Origin of the sequence: Cellulomonas carbonis, assembly GCF_014636275.1 — a bacterium.
In the GTDB taxonomy this organism is placed as follows: Bacteria; Actinomycetota; Actinomycetes; order Actinomycetales; family Cellulomonadaceae; genus Actinotalea; species Actinotalea carbonis.
The window spans coordinates 673,977-690,293 of the sequence record NZ_BMEB01000001.1; the positions used below are offsets into that span (position 1 = coordinate 673,977).

Annotated in this window: 13 protein-coding genes; 4 read left to right on the plus strand and 9 right to left on the minus strand. The window is 74.6% G+C overall.

Annotation, left to right across the window (positions count from 1 at the left end; translation table 11 throughout):
- The first annotated feature begins 100 nt into the window (after positions 1-100).
- Positions 101-1,339, plus strand: coding sequence for an AI-2E family transporter (locus IEV86_RS03105; RefSeq protein ID WP_306460047.1), 1,239 nt, complete (start codon positions 101-103; stop codon positions 1,337-1,339).
- Between the two features lie 29 nt (positions 1,340-1,368).
- On the opposite strand, the gene IEV86_RS03110 is transcribed toward IEV86_RS03105, so the two are convergent.
- The 3 genes from IEV86_RS03110 to imuA' are packed head-to-tail and all read right to left on the minus strand — an operon-like array spanning position 1,369 to position 7,290.
- Positions 1,369-4,800: an error-prone DNA polymerase gene (locus tag IEV86_RS03110; protein ID WP_043602903.1), complete on the minus strand. Its 3,432-nt coding sequence runs from the start codon at positions 4,798-4,800 to the stop codon at positions 1,369-1,371.
- Positions 4,793-6,397 (minus strand): DNA polymerase Y family protein, encoded by a 1,605-nt coding sequence (locus IEV86_RS03115; RefSeq protein WP_043602906.1) that lies wholly within the window; start codon positions 6,395-6,397, stop codon positions 4,793-4,795. Before IEV86_RS03115 ends, IEV86_RS03110 begins: the two co-directional genes overlap by 8 nt.
- On the minus strand, positions 6,394-7,290 hold the full coding sequence (gene imuA', locus IEV86_RS03120; RefSeq protein ID WP_188484539.1) for a DnaE2-dependent mutagenesis accessory factor ImuA': 897 nt from the start codon (positions 7,288-7,290) through the stop codon (positions 6,394-6,396). Before imuA' ends, IEV86_RS03115 begins: the two co-directional genes overlap by 4 nt.
- Before the next feature lie 334 nt (positions 7,291-7,624).
- Here imuA' and IEV86_RS03125 point away from each other — a divergent pair, with 334 nt between their 5' ends.
- Positions 7,625-8,155 carry a YbhB/YbcL family Raf kinase inhibitor-like protein gene (locus IEV86_RS03125; protein WP_043602907.1) on the plus strand — a complete coding sequence of 177 codons (531 nt, stop codon included), beginning with the start codon at positions 7,625-7,627 and terminating at the stop codon, positions 8,153-8,155.
- Between the two features lie 42 nt (positions 8,156-8,197).
- Positions 8,198-8,749 (plus strand): YbaK/EbsC family protein, encoded by a 552-nt coding sequence (locus IEV86_RS03130; protein ID WP_043602908.1) that lies wholly within the window; start codon positions 8,198-8,200, stop codon positions 8,747-8,749.
- A gap of 52 nt (positions 8,750-8,801) precedes the next feature.
- On the opposite strand, the gene IEV86_RS03135 is transcribed toward IEV86_RS03130, so the two are convergent.
- Positions 8,802-9,620 (minus strand): TrmH family RNA methyltransferase, encoded by an 819-nt coding sequence (locus IEV86_RS03135; RefSeq protein ID WP_043602910.1) that lies wholly within the window; start codon positions 9,618-9,620, stop codon positions 8,802-8,804.
- 164 nt (positions 9,621-9,784) lie between these two features.
- Between IEV86_RS03135 and IEV86_RS03140 the strand changes: the two genes are divergently transcribed.
- On the plus strand, positions 9,785-9,988 hold the full coding sequence (locus IEV86_RS03140; RefSeq protein WP_152605542.1) for a hypothetical protein: 204 nt from the start codon (positions 9,785-9,787) through the stop codon (positions 9,986-9,988).
- 74 nt (positions 9,989-10,062) lie between these two features.
- On the opposite strand, the gene IEV86_RS03145 is transcribed toward IEV86_RS03140, so the two are convergent.
- From IEV86_RS03145 to IEV86_RS03165, 5 genes are all read right to left on the minus strand, one after another.
- Positions 10,063-11,973 carry an ABC transporter ATP-binding protein gene (locus IEV86_RS03145; protein WP_043603004.1) on the minus strand — a complete coding sequence of 637 codons (1,911 nt, stop codon included), beginning with the start codon at positions 11,971-11,973 and terminating at the stop codon, positions 10,063-10,065.
- Positions 11,974-12,026: 53 nt separating this feature from the next.
- Entirely contained in the window at positions 12,027-13,757 is a 1,731-nt protein-coding gene (locus IEV86_RS03150) for an ABC transporter ATP-binding protein (protein WP_043602917.1), read from the minus strand.
- The gene (locus IEV86_RS03155) at positions 13,751-14,329 is read right to left on the minus strand and encodes a TetR/AcrR family transcriptional regulator (protein ID WP_052425856.1); all 579 of its coding nucleotides are present in this window, start codon (positions 14,327-14,329) and stop codon (positions 13,751-13,753) included. Before IEV86_RS03155 ends, IEV86_RS03150 begins: the two co-directional genes overlap by 7 nt.
- A 225-nt stretch (positions 14,330-14,554) precedes the next feature.
- Positions 14,555-15,778: an SPFH domain-containing protein gene (locus tag IEV86_RS03160; protein ID WP_052425857.1), complete on the minus strand. Its 1,224-nt coding sequence runs from the start codon at positions 15,776-15,778 to the stop codon at positions 14,555-14,557.
- A gap of 21 nt (positions 15,779-15,799) precedes the next feature.
- The gene (locus tag IEV86_RS03165; protein WP_229734446.1) at positions 15,800-16,288 is read right to left on the minus strand and encodes an NfeD family protein; all 489 of its coding nucleotides are present in this window, start codon (positions 16,286-16,288) and stop codon (positions 15,800-15,802) included.
- Positions 16,289-16,317 lie beyond the last annotated feature (29 nt).

Here is a 16,317-nt window from a genome sequence, read left to right on the forward strand (position 1 = left end):
ACGGAGTTTCGACCACTCCTGCATCGTCCGTCTGCGGCAGACTGCGAGGTGGGGCGCTCGGACGCCCGACCTGGAGGGGTGCGCGATGACGGAGCGGGACGTGACGACGTCCACCGAGCCGAGCGAGCGCAGCCGGTTCTCCGTCAAGCACCTGACGGCCGCCGGGCCTGCGGCCAAGAAGGTCGCCGGCGCGCGGCGCAACCCGTCCGTCGTGGGCTACGAGGAGAACGCGCCGCACTGGCTGCGGGTCGTGGCGGCCTGGTCGTGGCGGACGCTCGTCGTCGTCGCCGCGGTCGCGCTGGTGTTCTGGGCGACGTCGCGGATCCTGCTCGTCTTCATCTCCGTGTTTCTCGCGTTCGTCTTCACTGCGGTGCTGCGTCCCCTGGTGAACCTCCTCGCGCGGATCATGCCGCGCGGCCTGGCGACGACGATCTCGCTGGTCGTCGCGCTGCTCGCGGTCGCGGGCGTCTTCACGTACGTGGGCGTGTCCGTCGCCGGGCAGTGGTCGACGCTCGGGGACCGGTTCAACGACGGCATCGCGACGATCCTCACGTTCCTCGAGGACAGCCCTCTGCACCTCACGGTGACGAACGACGACGTGCAGCAGTGGCTCGAGACGGGGCAGCAGTGGCTCGAGGACAACAGCGCCGCCGTCGCGAGCCAGGCGCTGTCGAGCGCGGGCTCGGTGGCCCTCGTCTTCACCGCGCTCGCGCTCGCCACGTTCTGCACGGTGTTCTTCCTGACCCGCGGCACCGACATGTGGCACTGGTTCCTCAACCAGCTCCCGCTGCGCGTGCGCGAGTCCTGGCACGAGGGCGGCGAGATCGCCTGGTACACGTTCTCGGGCTACACGCGCGGCACGTTCATCGTCGCGGCCGCCGACGGCGTGCTCGCCGCGATCATCCTCGTGCTCGTCGGGGTCCCGCTCGCGGCGCCGCTCGCCGTGCTCGTCTTCATCGGCGCCTTCATCCCCCTCATCGGCGCGCCGGTCGCGATGGCGATCGCGATGGTCGTCGCCCTCGCGGCGAACGGCGTCGTCGACGCGCTGGTCGTGGGCCTGGGCATCGCGCTCATCGGGCAGTTCGAGGGGCACGTGCTCACGCCGCTCGTGATGGGCAAGCAGGTGTCGCTGCACCCGGTCGCCGTCGCACTGTCGGTCACGGCGGGCACGCTCGTGGCGGGGATCCTCGGGGCGGTGATCGCGGTCCCGCTCGTCGCGGTCGCGTGGGCGGTGTTCTCGCGGCTGCGGCACACCGACCCCCCGACGGACTTCGACGGCGAGCCCGAACCGGAGGTCGAGCCGACGTCCGAGGTCACGGAGGAGCCCCGGACGGTCTGACCGGCGGGTCTCCGGGCCGCGGGTCGGGCTCACCGGAAGTCGCGCGACGCCGTCGGGACCCGCAGGGACAGCGGTGCGAGGTGCTCGGCGAGCAGGTTCGTCGCGCCGTCGGCGCGTTCGAGCCGCCCGCGGACGACGAGCGCCGGCGAGGACCGGGCGACGGTGCGGAACCGCCGCCACAGCCCGGCCGTGCACACGACGTTGATCAGACCCGTCTCGTCCTCGAGCGACAGGAACGTCACCCCCTGCGCGGTGCCCGGACGCTGACGGTGGGTGACGACGCCGGCGACCGCGACCCGCCGTTCTGCCTCGTGCGCCATCGCGTGGGCGACCCGGAGCACGCCCGCGGCGTCGAGGCCGTCCCGGACGTACTGCGTCGGGTAGGAGTCGGGTGACACCCCGGTCGCCCACACGTCGGCGATCGCGAGCTCGACCTGGCTCATGCCGGGCAGCGTCGGGGCCTCGACCCCGACGGACACCCCGGGCAGCGTGTCGGGGCCCTCCTGCGCGAGCGCACCGGCCGCCCACAGGCCCTCGCGCCGGTCGACGTCGAGCGACCCGAGCGCACCCGCGGTCGCGAGGGACTCGAGCTGAGGCGTCGTCAGGCGGACCCGACGGACGAGGTCCCGCAGCCCGGTGAACGGACCGTTCGCGTCACGCTCGGCGACGACCGCCCCCGCGAGGTCCTCGCCGATCCCCCGCACCGACGCGAGCCCGAGGCGGACCGCGAGCCCGAGGTCGGCCGGTGGCCCCCACCGCCCCGAGGGCTCGACGGGCGCCGGCCGGCCGGGAGGTGCGGCGTGCCCGTCGGGCAGGCGCTCGAGCCCCGCCTGGACGCCCGACGCGTTGACGTCGGGGTGCAGCGCGGTCACGCCGTGGTGGCGCGCGTCGGCGACGAGCGACTGCGGTGAGTAGAAGCCCATGGGCTGCGCCGCGAGCAGCCCCGCGTAGAACGCCGCCGGGTGGTGCACCTTGAGCCAGGAGCTCGCGTACACGAGGTAGGCGAAGGAGAAGGCGTGCGACTCGGGGAAGCCGAAGTCCGCGAACGCCTTGAGCTTGTCGTAGACCTGCTCGCGCACCTCGGGCGTGATGCCGCGCTCGGCCATGCCGGACATGAGGCGGCCGCGCAGCGCCTCCATCCGCTCGGTCGACCGCTTGGAACCCATCGCGCGGCGCAGCTGGTCGGCCTCGGCGCCGCTGAACCCGGCGACGTCGATCGCCATCTGCATGAGCTGCTCCTGGAACAGGGGCACGCCCTTCGTCTTGCCGAGGGACTTCTCCAGCAGCGGGTGCAGGTACGTGACGGGCTCACGACCGCGCACGCGGTTGATGTACGGGTGGACCGAGCCGCCCTGGATGGGACCGGGACGGATGAGCGCGACCTCGACGACGATGTCGTAGAAGCACCGCGGCTGCAGGCGCGGGAGGGTCGCCATCTGCGCGCGCGACTCGACCTGGAACACGCCGACCGTGTCCGCGGCGCACAGCAGGTCGTAGACCGCGGGGTCCTCCTGCGGCAGCGAGTGCAGCCCGAGGTCCACGCCCTCGTGCTGCGCGACGAGCTCGAACCCGATCCGCAGGGCCGAGAGCATGCCGAGGCCCAGCAGGTCGAACTTGACCAGGCCCGCGTCGGCGCAGTCGTCCTTGTCCCACTGCAGGACCGTGCGGCCGGGCATGCGCGCCCACTCGACGGGGCACACCTCGATGACCGGGCGGTCGCACAGGACCATGCCGCCCGAGTGGATCCCGAGGTGCCTCGGCAGGCGCAGCATGCGGTCCGCGAGGTCGATGACCTCCTCGGGGATCTCGGCGAGGTCGGTCGCCGACGGTGGCAGGTGCCGCGGGACGACGTCGTGCGTGTCCGAGCTCTCCCACACGGTGGTGGGCGCAGCGGCGTCGGCCTGCACCGTCGCCGTGGGCGCCTTGGTCAGGTGGTGCCAGCCGCTGCTCGGCTCGGGACCGCGCAGGCTCCCCCACCGCTCGATGCTCTTGCTCCAGGCGTCCTGCTGGCCGACGTCGTAGCCGAGCGCGCGTGCGGCGTCCCGCACCGCCGACCGCGGCCGGTAGGAGATGACGTTCGCGACCTGCGCGGCGTGCGTGCGGCCGAACCGCTCGTAGACGTACTGGATGACCTCCTCGCGGCGCATCGACTCGATGTCGACGTCGATGTCGGGCGGGCCGTCCCGCTCGGGGGCGAGGAACCGCTCGAACAGCAGCCCGTGCCGCACGGCGTCGACCGCGGTCACGCCGAGCGCGTAGCAGACCGCCGAGTTGGCGGCCGAGCCGCGTCCCTGGCACAGGATCCCGCGCTGCCGGCAGAAGTCCACGAGGTCGTGGACGATGAGGAAGTACCCGGGGAAGCCGAGCGTCTCGATGACGTCGAGCTCGTGCGCGACCTGCGCCCAGGCGCCCGGGACGCGCTCGGCCTCGGGCGGTCCGTAGCGGTCCAGCGCACCGCGGCGGACGAGCTCGCGCAGCCAGCTCGCCTCGTCGTGGCCGGGCGGCACGGGGTACGGCGGGAGCTGTGGCGCGACGAGCGCGAGGTCGAACGCGCACTCGTCGGCGAGCTCGGCCGCGGTCGTCACGGCGTGCGGGTACCGCCGGTGACGGCGCAGCATCTCGGCCGCGGACCGCAGGTGACGCCCGCCCGCCGGGAGCCAGCCGTCGACGTCGTCGAGGCTCGACCTGGCCCGCACGGCCGCGAGCGCCGCGGCGAGGTCGGCGTCGGCGGGCCGCGCGTGGTGGACGCCGCCCGTCGCGACGAGCGGGAGCCCCGCCCGCCGGGCCAGCTCGGCGAGCGCGTCGGCCCGTTCGGAGTCCCACGGGTCGCCGGTGTCGGTCACCTCCACCGCGACGTTGTCGCGTCCGAACAGCGCGGTCAGCGTGTCGAGCTCGGCACGGGCGGCGTCGAGCCGCCAGGTTCCGGGGGTGCGCGGTGCGGTCGCGCGACCGCGGTGTCCGGTGCCCGCCGGACGTGCAGGTACACCGTCGAGCGCCTGCCGGACGGCGCCCTTGCGGCAGCCGGTGAGCACGAGCCACCGGCCGTCGGCGGCCTCGGCGAGGGCCTCGAGGCGGTGGTCCGCCGCACCCTTGCGACCCGTGGCCAGGTGCGCCTCGGCGATCGAGCGGGACAGCGCGCGGTAGCCCTCGGGCCCGCGGGCGAGGACGAGGAGGTGCGTCGCGCGCGGGTCGGGCGTCCCGGTGGGAGGGTCGAGCACGCCCCCTGCGGCGGGCAGGTGCAGCTCGGCGCCGAACACGGTCGGCAGCCCGGCGTCGCGCGCCGCCTGCGCGAAGCGGACGACGCCGTACAGCCCGTCGTGGTCGGTGAGCGCGAGACCGGACAGGCCGAGCCGGACCGCCTCGCGCACGAGCTCCTCGGGCTGGCTCGCGCCGTCGAGGAAGCTGAACGCGGAGTGCGCGTGCAGCTCGGCGTAGCGGGGTGCGGTACCCGGGTCAGTCATAGCGGGCCTCGACCGCCCAGGCGCCGGCGCGGAGCGCGAGCAGCACCGCGGGACCGTCGTCGTCGGTGACCGCCTGGAGGTAGACGGCGCGCTGCGGGTCCGGCCCCCACCAGCGCTGGACGACCGGCCACGGCCCTGCCCACGCGCGGACGGTGTGCGTCGTCGACGCACGGCGCAGCGCCACGGGCTCGGCGCTGAGCTCGAGCCGGGCGCTGACCTGCACCGGCCGACCGTCGGCACCGAGGAGCGCGGCGGGCTCGGGCTCCTGCAGGACCGTCGCGGGGGCGGGCGGTGGCAGGCGACCCGGCCAGGGCGCATCGGCCGGGCGCGCCGGCGCGACGTCCTCGCCCCACGGGACGACGTGGACCTGGTCGCGCAGGTCACGGCCACCCTGGACGGCCACGCCGAGCACCGAGTCCGCCCCGAGCAGCCCCTGGACGCGGTGCAGCGCACGGTGCGCGCGCCGGTCGCCGCCGCTCGGGTCCCCCCACAGCCGGCCCTGCTCGGCACCGACGGCCACGACCTCCTCGGCGCGCAGCGCGAGGTGGACGAGCGCGGAGGGGCCCGGGTCCTCCCCCAGGTGCGTCGCGAGGCGGCGACCGCCGGCCGTCGAGCGCGTGAGCCACCCCTCGAGCTGCCACCGGACGCGGTCGGTGATGCGCGCGACGGCGAGCCCCCCGAGCGCGGCGTCGGTACGCCACGTGCGGACCAGCTCGTCGCCGCCCTCGGTGCGCGCGACGATCTGGAGCCTGCCGCAGCCCGCGCCGCGCTCGACGAGGCGTGCGTGCAGCGCCTCGGCGAGGCCGCGCGCAGCGAAGGCGGTCCCCTCGATCCGGTCGACGGGCGGGTCGAGCACCTGCTCGACGGCGACGTCCTCCTCGGGCCGGCGCAGCGCGGTGGGCCGGTCGTCCTGACCCGAGGCCACCTGGTGCGCCCACGTCCCGACGGGGCCGAAGCGCGCCGTCACGTCCGTGCGGGGCAGCTGCGCGAGGTCCCCGAGCGTCCGCACCCCGAGCCGCGTCAGCAGGTCCACGAGCCGGGTCACGTCGGCGCCGTCGTGCGCGGCGACGTGCCGGAGCTCGCCGACGCCGAGCGGTGCGAGGAACGCCGGCCCCGAGCGCGGCGGCAGGATGCGCTCGGCGCGCGCCGCGAGGACGGCCGCGCCCACGCCGTCGGCGACCCCGACCTGCGCCTCGTAGCCCACCGCACCGACGGCGTCGACGAGCCGCTCCGCGAGCGCGTCCTCCGAGCCGTGGTACCGCCCGGCACCCTCCGACGGGAGCAGGAGCAGGCCGGGGCGGACGACCTCGACGCCGGGCACGACCGTCTCGACCGCGACGACCACGGGCTCGAACAGCCGGACGTCGCGCGCGTCGTCCGCGGGCAGCAGCGCGAGGCCGGGGCACGTCTCGCGCGCGTGCCGACGCCGCATGCCGCGGCGGACGCCCTGCGCCCGCGCGACGGCGGAGACCGCGGTGACGTGCCGACCGTCGTGGACCGCGGCGGGCACGTGCGGTGCGACGTCCTCGGCCGTCGTCGCGGCCAGGACCGGCCAGTCGGGCACCCAGACCGCGGCGACCCGTCCGGGCGTGCTCATCCCGCCCTCCGGTCCTCGAGCAGGACGAGGTCCCCACCGCTCACGGAGGTCGCGACCGACGCGTCGTCCTGCCACGGGTGCGGGCAGGACGGGACGACGACCTCGTGCACCGAGCCGTGCGCCGCACCGCCGCGTCCCGTGCGGCGCACGGTGAGCCGTCGGCTGCGCAGCCTGCCGTGACCGCGCCCGAGCCCCTCCCAGTGTGCGCCGGCGGCGTCGAGCACCACGTGGGCGCCGGGCCACGGCGTCGTCGGCACGAGCACCGCGGACCGCTCGCGGGCCCGCGCGGCGAGACGACGACGGTCCGCGTCGGCGAGCACGGCGGCGGGCCCCACGACGACCGCGTCGAAGCCGTCGAGCAGGGCCGCGACCACCGTGGGGGCGTCGGCCCCCGGGGCCGGGACGAGCGCGACCCGGTCGAGCGCGAGACCGAGCTGGTGCGCGGCGAGCACACCGGCGTCGGGCAGTCCGACGAGCGCGACCCAGGCCCCCTCGGCGGACGCCTGGGCCAGCAGGGCGAGCACGAGCGAGGTCGACCCGTCGACCACGACGGTCGAGCCCCGTGCGAGGCCACCGGCCGGCAGCAGCGCGTCGAGCCCGGGGGCCACGGGCAGGAGCCGGGCGACGGCCTCCGGGTCCTCCGGGACGCGCGGCACCGCTCGTGCGGCGTCCTCGGGCACCGCACGGGCGCGCGGCTCCGCGGTCCGCGTGACCGGGCGGACCCACCGGGCCGCGCCGGTACGCTCCTCCGCGAGCCGCAGCACCGAGCGCGCGAGCTCCGCTCGTCCCGCCCCACCTGCGAGCCCGCCCCCGAGCCCACCTCCGGGCCCGGGACGCCCGACGGCCCGACCCTCGCGGTCCTCGTGGACCGCACCGCTGGCGGGCGCCGACACGCTCACAGCTCCCACCTCCGACCACCGCTCACAGGACCACCACGACAGCGCTCGACCCTCTGCCAGGTCGATCTCCCGTACCGCTGACCTTCGAACACCTGTTCGAGAGTATGCCAGTGAACGCCGACACGACGGGCCTGTCAAACGTCCTCCGCAGCACCACCGGGTGACCCGCCCGGCGCCGTTCACCCGCCCGGACCAGGGCCTGTCGGGGGCGCACCTCCACGCGGACCGACGGGTCCCACGGCACGACGTGCGCTCCCGCGTCCACTTGTGAAGATGGGCAGCACACTGACGCCGCACGGACCACCGCAACCCCACCCACGGAGGACACATGGACCTGGACCGCCCCGAGGCCCCCGACCCGTACTCGCTGCTCCCGCGGGTCCCGACCTTCACCCTCACCAGCGAGGACGTCACCGAGGGCGCCGAGGTCCCCGCCGCGTGCACCGCCGACGGGGGCAGCACCTCGCCGCACCTGACCTGGAGCGGCTTCCCCGAGAGCACGCAGGGCTTCGTCGTCTCGTGCTTCGACCCCGACGCGCCGACGCCCGCGGGCTACTGGCACTGGACGGTCGCCAACCTGCCTGCGTCGACCACGTCGCTGCCCGCCGGGGCCGGCTCACCCGACGGCGCCCTGCTGCCCGACGGCGCGGTCCAGACCCGGAACGACGCCGGGACGCCGGGCTACACCGGGGCCGCTCCCCCGCCCGGCGACCGCGCGCACCGGTACGTCTTCGCCGTGCACGCGCTCGACGTGCCGACGCTCGACGTCGACGCGGGCACCACACCGACGACCGTCGCGTTCCAGGCGCTGTTCCACACGGTCGCGCGCGCGACCCTCACGGGGACGTTCGCCCTCTGAGCGACGCGCGCGGACCGGCGACGACCGGGTGACCATGGGGCCATGCCCTTCCCCGGCCTCGACTGGACGCCCGCCCTGGACCGCCCCGACCTGCTCGCGGCGTCGACCGCGCGCGCCCTGGCACGCTGGGCCGACGACGACGACGCGGTGCGCGCCTCCGTGCTGGTCGCCGAGATCGACCCGTCGCTCGCCGACACCGCCGCGCTGACCGCGGCCTACGACCTCCCGCTCGCGGCGTCCGCGAACTGCGTGGTCGTCGCGGGCCGACGCGCGGGCGACGAGCGCACCGCCGCGGCCGTGGTCCTCGCGACGACGCGCGCGGACGTCAACTCCGCGGTCAAGCGCCTGCTCGACGTCCGCAAGGCGTCGTTCCTGCCGATGGACCGTGCCGTCGAGGGCTCGGGCATGGAGTACGGCGGCATCACGCCGCTCGGGCTGCCCGAGGGCTGGCGGGTCCTCGTCGACGCCCGCGTCGCGGCGACCGACCACGTCGTCGTCGGCAGCGGCGTACGACGGTCCAAGGTCGCGCTGCCCGGGCCGCTGCTCGCGCGCATGCCGGGCGCCGAGGTCGTCGAGGACCTCGCGATCGCCTGACCACCGGCCCCGTGCGGCCGGCCCGGACCCGCCCGACCGGCGGCCCGGCCGGTCAGCGCACGCGCGTCGCCCAGAACGCGACGGCGGCCGCCGCCCCGACGTTGAGCGAGTCCACCTCGCCGGCCATCGGGATCCGCACGACGACGTCCGCCGCCGCCACCGTCGACGCGTGCAGGCCGTGACCCTCGGTGCCGAGCACGAGCGCGAGCCGCTCCGGTGGGTCGGCCTCGAGCGCGTCGAGCGTCACGGCGTCGTCGGACAGCGCGAGCGCCGCCGTGACGAAGCCGAGCCGACGCAGCTCCGCGACGCCGTCGGGCCATGGGTCCACGCGCGTCCACGGCACCTGGAACACCGTGCCCATCGAGACCCGGACGCTGCGCCGGTACAGCGGGTCGGCGCAGCGCGGCGTCACCAGGACGGCGTCGACGCCGAGCGCCGCGGCGCTGCGGAACATCGCGCCCACGTTCGTGTGGTCGACGACGTCCTCGAGCACCGCCACGCGCCGTGCTCCCGCGAGCACCTCCTCGACGGTCCGCGGGGCCGGGCGGTGCATGGCCGCGAGCGCGCCGCGGTGCAGGTGGAACCCGGTGAGACCCTCGACGACGTCGCGCTCGCCGACGTACACGGGCAGGTCCCCGTGGCGCGCGACGACGTCCGCGAGGAGCGGCTCGAGGTCGGGCAGCCAGCGCTCGGTCATGAGGAACGACCGCGGCCGGTGCCCCGCCCCCAGCGCACGCTCGATGACCTTCGAGCTCTCGGCCATGTACAGGCCCTCGGCCGGCTCGCGGCGCGAGCGCAGCGCGACGTCGGTCAGGCCGGTGTAGTCGACGAGACGCGGGTCGGCGGGGTCGGTGATGCGGACGACGGGCACGGCGGAAGTCTGCCCGACGCCCGCACCTGGCGCGGCACGCCCTCGCGCGTCGCGCGGTGCTCCCGGTGGGCACGACGCGGAGCCGGACGCGGCGCGACGACGGCGCGGCGGATAGCGTCTGGCTCCAGGCGCACGTGCGCCGCCCCCGTCCGGCGAGGAGCACCATGGGCCAGAAGGCGCTGTACGCGATCGCGTGGCTCGGGCTCACGGCCGTCGTCGGCTACACGCTGGTCCTCGCGCTGTCGGCGCTCGGCCGGCTCTCGGGGCTGCAGACGACCGCGGTCCTCGTGGCCTCGGGCGTCGTCGTGCTGCTCTGGCTGCGCCGCGTGACGCGAGCGCGACCGGGCGGCCGGTCCCGGCTCGACTGACGGTCACCCGCGCGAGGCAGGCGTCTCACGGCTCGCCGACCCGCCTGCGTGGCCTGCGCGCCCACCCTGAGCCGTCAGTCGACCGGCGCCGCGGCCGCCGCGAACTGGCTCGCGTAGAGCCGCGCGTACGCGCCGCCGGCCGCGACGAGGGCGTCGTGCGTGCCCTGCTCGACGATCGACCCGCGCTCCATGACGAGGATGAGGTCGGCGTCGCGGATCGTCGACAGGCGGTGCGCGATGACGAACGACGTGCGCCCCTGGCGCAGGGCGGCCATGGCGTGCTGGACGAGCACCTCGGTGCGCGTGTCGACCGACGACGTCGCCTCGTCGAGGACGAGGATCGCGGGGTCGGCGATGAACGCGCGTGCGATGGTGAGCAGCTGCTTCTCGCCCGCGGACACGTTGCCCGCCTCCTCGTCGACCACGGTGTCGTACCCGTCCGGGAGCGTCCGCACGAACCGGTCGACGTGCGTGACGCGGGCCGCGTCCAGCACCTCCTCGCGCGTCGCGCCCGGGCGGCCGTAGGCGATGTTGTCCGCGATCGTCCCGCCGAACAGCCACGTGTCCTGCAGGACCATGCCGAGCGAGCGGCGGAGCGTCTCGCGGTCCATCGTCGCGGTGTCGACCCCGTCGAGCAGGATGCGACCGGAGTCGACGTCGTAGAACCGCATGAGGAGGTTCACGAGCGTCGTCTTGCCCGCACCGGTCGGTCCGACGATCGCGACGGTCCGACCCGGCTCGACGGACAGGGACAGGTCCTCGATGAGCGGCTTGTCGGCGTCGTAGCGGAACGACACGTGCTCGAGCTCGACCCGACCCCGCACGGGGTCCGGCCGCGGCGCGTCGATGGGCTCGGGCGACTGCTCGGGCGCGTCGAGCAGCTCGAAGACGCGCTCGGCCGACGCGACGCCCGACTGCAGCAGGTTCATCATCGACGCGACCTGGGTGAGCGGCTGCGTGAACTGGCGCGAGTACTGGATGAAGGCCTGCACGTCACCGAGGCTGATGGCGCCCGCGGCGACCCGGAGGCCACCGACGACGGCGATCACGACGTAGCCGAGGTTGCCGATGAACATCATCGCGGGGTGGATGATCCCCGAGATGGCGTTCGCGCGGAACGACGCCTCGTACAGCGCCTCGTTCTCGGCGTGGAAGGTGCGGGACGCGTCCTGCTGCCGGCCGAACACCTTGACCAGCGCGTGCCCCGAGTACATCTCCTCGACGTGGCTGTTGAGGCGCCCGGTGCTGGCCCACTGCGCGACGAACTGCGGCTGCGCACGCTTGGCGATCACCGCTGTCACGACCCCTGCGAGCGGGACCGTGAGGACCGCGACGAGCGCGAGGACCGGCGAGATCCACAGCATCATGCCGAGCACGCCGACGACCATGAGCACGGCCTGGATGAGCTGGCTGAGCGTCTGCTGGAGCGTCTGGGCGATGTTGTCGATGTCGTTCGTGACGCGCGAGAGCAGCTCGCCGCGCGGCTGGCGGTCGACGTGCCGCAGGGGCAGGCGCGAGAGCTTCGCCTCGACCTCCTCGCGCATCCGGAACACCGCGCGCTGGACCACGTGCGTCGTCAGCAGGCCCTGGACCCAGCCGAGCACCCACGCCCCGGCGTACAGCGCGAGGACGGTCAGCAGCACGCCACGGAGTGCGCCCGTGTCGACGCCCTGGCCGGGCGTCACGTGGTCCATGGCCGCGAGCATGTCGGCGAGCTCGACCTCGCCGTCGCGCCGCAGCCCCTCGACCGCCTGCGCCTGCGTGACGTCCGCGGGCAGGCGGCGGCCGATGACGCCGCCGAAGACGACGTCCGTCGCGGTGCCGAGCACCTTGGGCCCCAGCACCGACAGCGTCACGGTGCCTGCCGTCAGCACCACGGCGACGACGAGCAGTGCCCGCTCGGGTCGGAGCATGCCGAGCAGCCTGCGCAGCGACCCGCGGAAGTCCATGGGCTTGGCGACGGGCATGCCCATGCCGTGACCCATGGGTCCGTGCGGTCGGGGGCCGGCGGGGACGGGCGTCCGGGTCTGCTGCGCGCTCACGCCGCCTCCTCCACGCTCACCTGCGACAGGACGATCTCTCGGTACGTGTCGTTCGTCGCCATGAGCTCGGCGTGGGTTCCCGTGCCGACGACGCGACCCTCGTCGAGCACGACGATCCGGTCGGCGTGCCGGATCGTGCTCACACGCTGCGCGACGACGACGACGGTCGCGTCGCGCGTCTCCGGCACGAGCGCGGCGCGCAGCGCGGCGTCGGTCGCGTAGTCGAGCGCGGAGAACGAGTCGTCGAGCAGGTAGATCTCGGGCCGGCGGACGACGGCCCGCGCGATCGCCAGGCGCTGCCGCTGGCCGCCCGACACGTTGGTCCCGCCCTGCTCGACGCGCGCGTCGAGCCCGCCCATCTCCCGCACGAACTCTGCCGCCTGCGCGACCTCGAGCGCGTGCCACATCTCGTCCTCGGCGGCGTCCTCCTTGCCGTAGGTGAGGTTGCTCGCGACCGTGCCGCTGAACAGGTAGGGCCGCTGGGGCACGTACCCGATGCGCGACCACAGCGTCTCGGGCTCGAGGTCGCGCACGTCGACCCCGTCGACGAGGACCGCTCCGCCCGTCACGTCGTACAGGCGCGGGACGGTCTGCAGCAGGGTCGTCTTCCCCGAGCCGGTCGACCCGATGATCGCCGTCGTGCGACCGGGCTCGGCGAGCAGGCTGACGCCGCGCAGCACGGGCTCCTCGGCACCGGGGTACGCGAAGTCGACGCCGCGCAGCTCGACGGTCGCGCGCCGCTCGAGCCGCGTGACCGGCCGTTCCGCGACGACGACCGAGGTGCTCGTGCCGAGGACCTCGGTGATGCGGCCCGCGGACACCTCGGCGCGCGGGACCAGCATGAACATCATCACGGCCATCATGACGGCCACGAGGATCTGCATGATGTAGGAGAGGAACGCGACGAGCGAGCCGACCTGCATCGACCCGGCGTCGACGCGCATCCCGCCGAACCACAGCACCGCGACGCTCGAGACGTTCATGATCAGCATGACGGTCGGGAAGACCACCGCCATGACGCGCCCCACGCCGAGCCCGACCTCCATGACGTCCGCGTTGGCCCGCGCGAACCGCTCGCGCTCGTGCGCGTCCCGCACGAAGGCGCGGATGACGCGGATGCCGGCGACCTGCTCGCGCAGGACGCGGTTGAGGGCGTCGATCCGCTGCTGCATGCGCTGGAACAGCGGCCGCATCCGCACGATCGCGAACCCCATGACGGCCGCGAGGACGGGCACGACGACGAGGAGCAGGCCCGAGAGCGGCACGTCCTCGCGCAGGGCCATCACGACACCGCCGACCATGATCACCGGAGCGGCGACGACGATCGTGAGGATCATGAACAGCACCGTCTGGACCTGGGTGACGTCGTTGGTCGTGCGCGTGATGAGCGACGGCGCGCCGAACCGCCCGAGCTCCTGCGCCGAGAAGGTCTGCACGTGGTCGAACACCGCGGCGCGCAGGTCGCGCCCGACCCCCATCGCGATGCGCGCCCCGGCGTAGACGGCTCCCGCGGCGCACAGCACCTGGGCGGTCGTCACCGCGAGCATCACACCGCCGAGCCGCAGCACGACCCCGGTGTCGCCCTGCGTGACGCCGTCGTCGATGATGTCCGCGTTGAGGCTCGGCAGGTAGAGGTTCGCGACCGCCTGGACGAGCTGGAGGACGAGCACGGCCGTGATGAGCCCCCGGTAGTCGCCGAGGTACCGGCGCAGCAGCGTGATCAGCACGACTCCCCCTCACGGACGGCCCCGGCGCAGAACAGCTCGGTGAGGTCGTCGGCGTCGAGGTCCGAGCCGCGGCCGAGCGGACCGACCACCGCGAGCACGAGACCGACGAGCAGCCGCGCGCAGACGGCCGGCTCGCGTCGGAGCCGCCCACCGACGGGCTCGAGCAGCTCCGCGACCGCGGTCACGACCGCCTCCACGTGGTCCCGCCCGGCCGGCCGGGGGTGCGGGTGCGGCGCCCCCGGGTCCATCGCGTGCACGAGCGACACGAGGCCGGACACCTCACGGGCCCGGTCCAGCAGGATGCCGACGACGACACGCACGAGGGTCGACGGGTCGGACGCTCCCTGCGCACGCGGCACGCCCCCGAGCGCCGCGACGAGCGGCGCCGGGTCCAGTGCGCGCTCGATCGCCGCCCGGACGAGCGACGCCTTGTCGGGGAAGACGCGGAAGAGCGTCCCTTCCGCGACGCACGCGGCCTCGGCGAGCTCGCGCGTCGTGACGGCGAGCCCCCGGTCGAGCAGGAGGGGCACGGTCGCGGCGAGGACGGCGTCGCGGCGGTCGTCGGGCGACATGGGTGCGGCCCGTGAGGCGGTGCGGCGTGACGTCGAGGGAGGCACGGCGGGTGCGGGGGGCACGGCAGGTGCGGGCGGTGCGGCGGGGCTCACCCGAGCACCCTACGTCATGAGTGAGTGCTCACTCATTCGCTGTCGGCGAACGCACGGCGCCCGTCGCCCGGTGGGCGGGGAGCGGACGCAGGACGGGCCCCCGACCACTGAGGTCGGGGGCCCGTCGCTCGCCTAGCCTGCCGGCGGTGGCGGCGGCACGTCCCGGGGCGGGGCGGGCGGCCCGTCCTGGCCGCCCGGGTGCTCCGGTCGCTGGGGCGGCTCCTGTCGCAGCTCGGCACGGGGCCGACGCTGCTGCTCCGATGCGCCGACGGAGCCGACGCCGCGGCTGCCGATCGTCCCCGCCGACGTCGCGTCGTTCGTGGCGGCCTCCGACTCGGCGCGTGCCTCCGCGAGCGCCTTGGCCGGGTCACCGAGCGCCGACGGCCCGAGGTCCTCCCGCCGGACGGGCGACGTCCCCGCGGGGCGGGTCGACGCGGCGACGCCTTCTCCGGCGTCGCCCCCTCCCCCGAACCCCTTGCTGATCGAGTTGAGGGCCGCGGTGAACTCGGTCGGGATGAACCAGACCTTGTTCGACTGCGTGCGCGAGATCTCGGGCAGCATCTGCAGGTACTGGTACGCGAGGAGCTTCGGGTCCGCGTCGCCGCGGTGGATGGCGTCGAAGACCTGCAGGATCGCGCGCGCCTCACCCTCGGCCTGGAGGACCGCCGCCTGCGCGGAGCCCTCGGCGCGGAGGATCGCCGCCTGCTTCTCGCCCTCGGCCGTGAGGATCTGCGACTGCTTGACGCCCTCCGCGGTGAGGATCGCCGCACGCCGGTCGCGCTCGGCACGCATCTGCTGCTCCATCGCGCCCTGGACGCTCTGGGGCGGGTCGATCGCCTTGAGCTCCACCCGGTTGACGCGCACGCCCCACTTGCCCGTCGCCTCGTCGAGGACCCCGCGCAGCTGGCCGTTGATCTGGTCGCGGCTCGTGAGGGTCTGCTCGAGGTCCATCGACCCCACGACGTTGCGGAGCGTGGTCACGGTGAGCTGCTCGATGCCCACGATGTAGTTGGCGATCTCGTAGGTCGCCGACTTGGGATCGGTCGGCTGGAGGTACACGACCGTGTCGATGCTCACCACGAGGTTGTCCGAGGTGATGACCGGCTGCGGCGCGAACGGGATGACCTGCTCGCGCAGGTCGACCTTCGCGCGCACGTGGTCGATGAACGGCACGAGGAGGTGGAGGCCGGCGTCGAGCGTGCGCGAGTAGCGACCGAGGCGCTCGATCACCTGCGCCTCCGCCTGCGGGACGATCCGCACGGCCCGCACGAGGGTCACGATGACGAACAGGGCGACGAGGCCCAGCACGAGGTAGAGGATCAGCTGGTTCGCGCTGACCGTGGGGTTCTCGATCAAGGGGTCCTCCCGGACTCGGTCCTACGGTGAGGTGCCCGGCGCGTGCGGCGGGTCCTCGTCGGGGTCCTGCACCGGGCCGACGACGGCGGTCGCGCCGTCGATCCGGACGACGCGCACGGTCACGTCGACCGGGTGCACGACACCGGTCTGCGACGACCGCGCCGACCACTGCTCACCCGCGAGCTTGACCAGGCCAGACCTGTCCGTGACCTCGGTGAGCGTGAGCGCCGTCCGACCCACGTGGGCCGCCGTGTTCGTCTCGACGAGCGGCGTGCTACGACGCAGGTTGCGCAGGAGGAACGGGCGCAGGACCACGAGCATGAACGTCGAGACACCGGCGAAGACCAGCACCTGCACCGTGATGTTGGCACCGACGAGGCTCGCGACGAGGGCTGCGACAGCACCCGCCGCGAACATCAGCAGGACGAGGTCGAGCGTCAGGACCTCGAGCACCCCGAGGGCGACGGCCGCGACGACCCACCAGACCCAGTGGATCTCGATCTGGTCCATCGGCCCCCCATCGCGCGCTGGTCGTCCCG

What these genes read in the sequence shown, in the direction of transcription:
- IEV86_RS03110 (WP_043602903.1), bottom strand. Translation starts at nt 4,800, where the DNA reads ATGACTGACCCGGGTACCGCACCCCGCTACGCCGAGCTGCACGCGCAC.
- IEV86_RS03115 (WP_043602906.1), bottom strand. Translation starts at nt 6,397, where the DNA reads ATGAGCACGCCCGGACGGGTCGCCGCGGTCTGGGTGCCCGACTGGCCG.
- IEV86_RS03125 (WP_043602907.1), top strand. Translation starts at nt 7,625, where the DNA reads ATGGACCTGGACCGCCCCGAGGCCCCCGACCCGTACTCGCTGCTCCCG.
- IEV86_RS03130 (WP_043602908.1), top strand. Translation starts at nt 8,198, where the DNA reads ATGCCCTTCCCCGGCCTCGACTGGACGCCCGCCCTGGACCGCCCCGAC.
- IEV86_RS03140 (WP_152605542.1), top strand. Translation starts at nt 9,785, where the DNA reads ATGGGCCAGAAGGCGCTGTACGCGATCGCGTGGCTCGGGCTCACGGCC.
- IEV86_RS03145 (WP_043603004.1), bottom strand. Translation starts at nt 11,973, where the DNA reads ATGGGTCACGGCATGGGCATGCCCGTCGCCAAGCCCATGGACTTCCGC.
- IEV86_RS03155 (WP_052425856.1), bottom strand. Translation starts at nt 14,329, where the DNA reads ATGTCGCCCGACGACCGCCGCGACGCCGTCCTCGCCGCGACCGTGCCC.
- IEV86_RS03165 (WP_229734446.1), bottom strand. Translation starts at nt 16,288, where the DNA reads ATGGACCAGATCGAGATCCACTGGGTCTGGTGGGTCGTCGCGGCCGTC.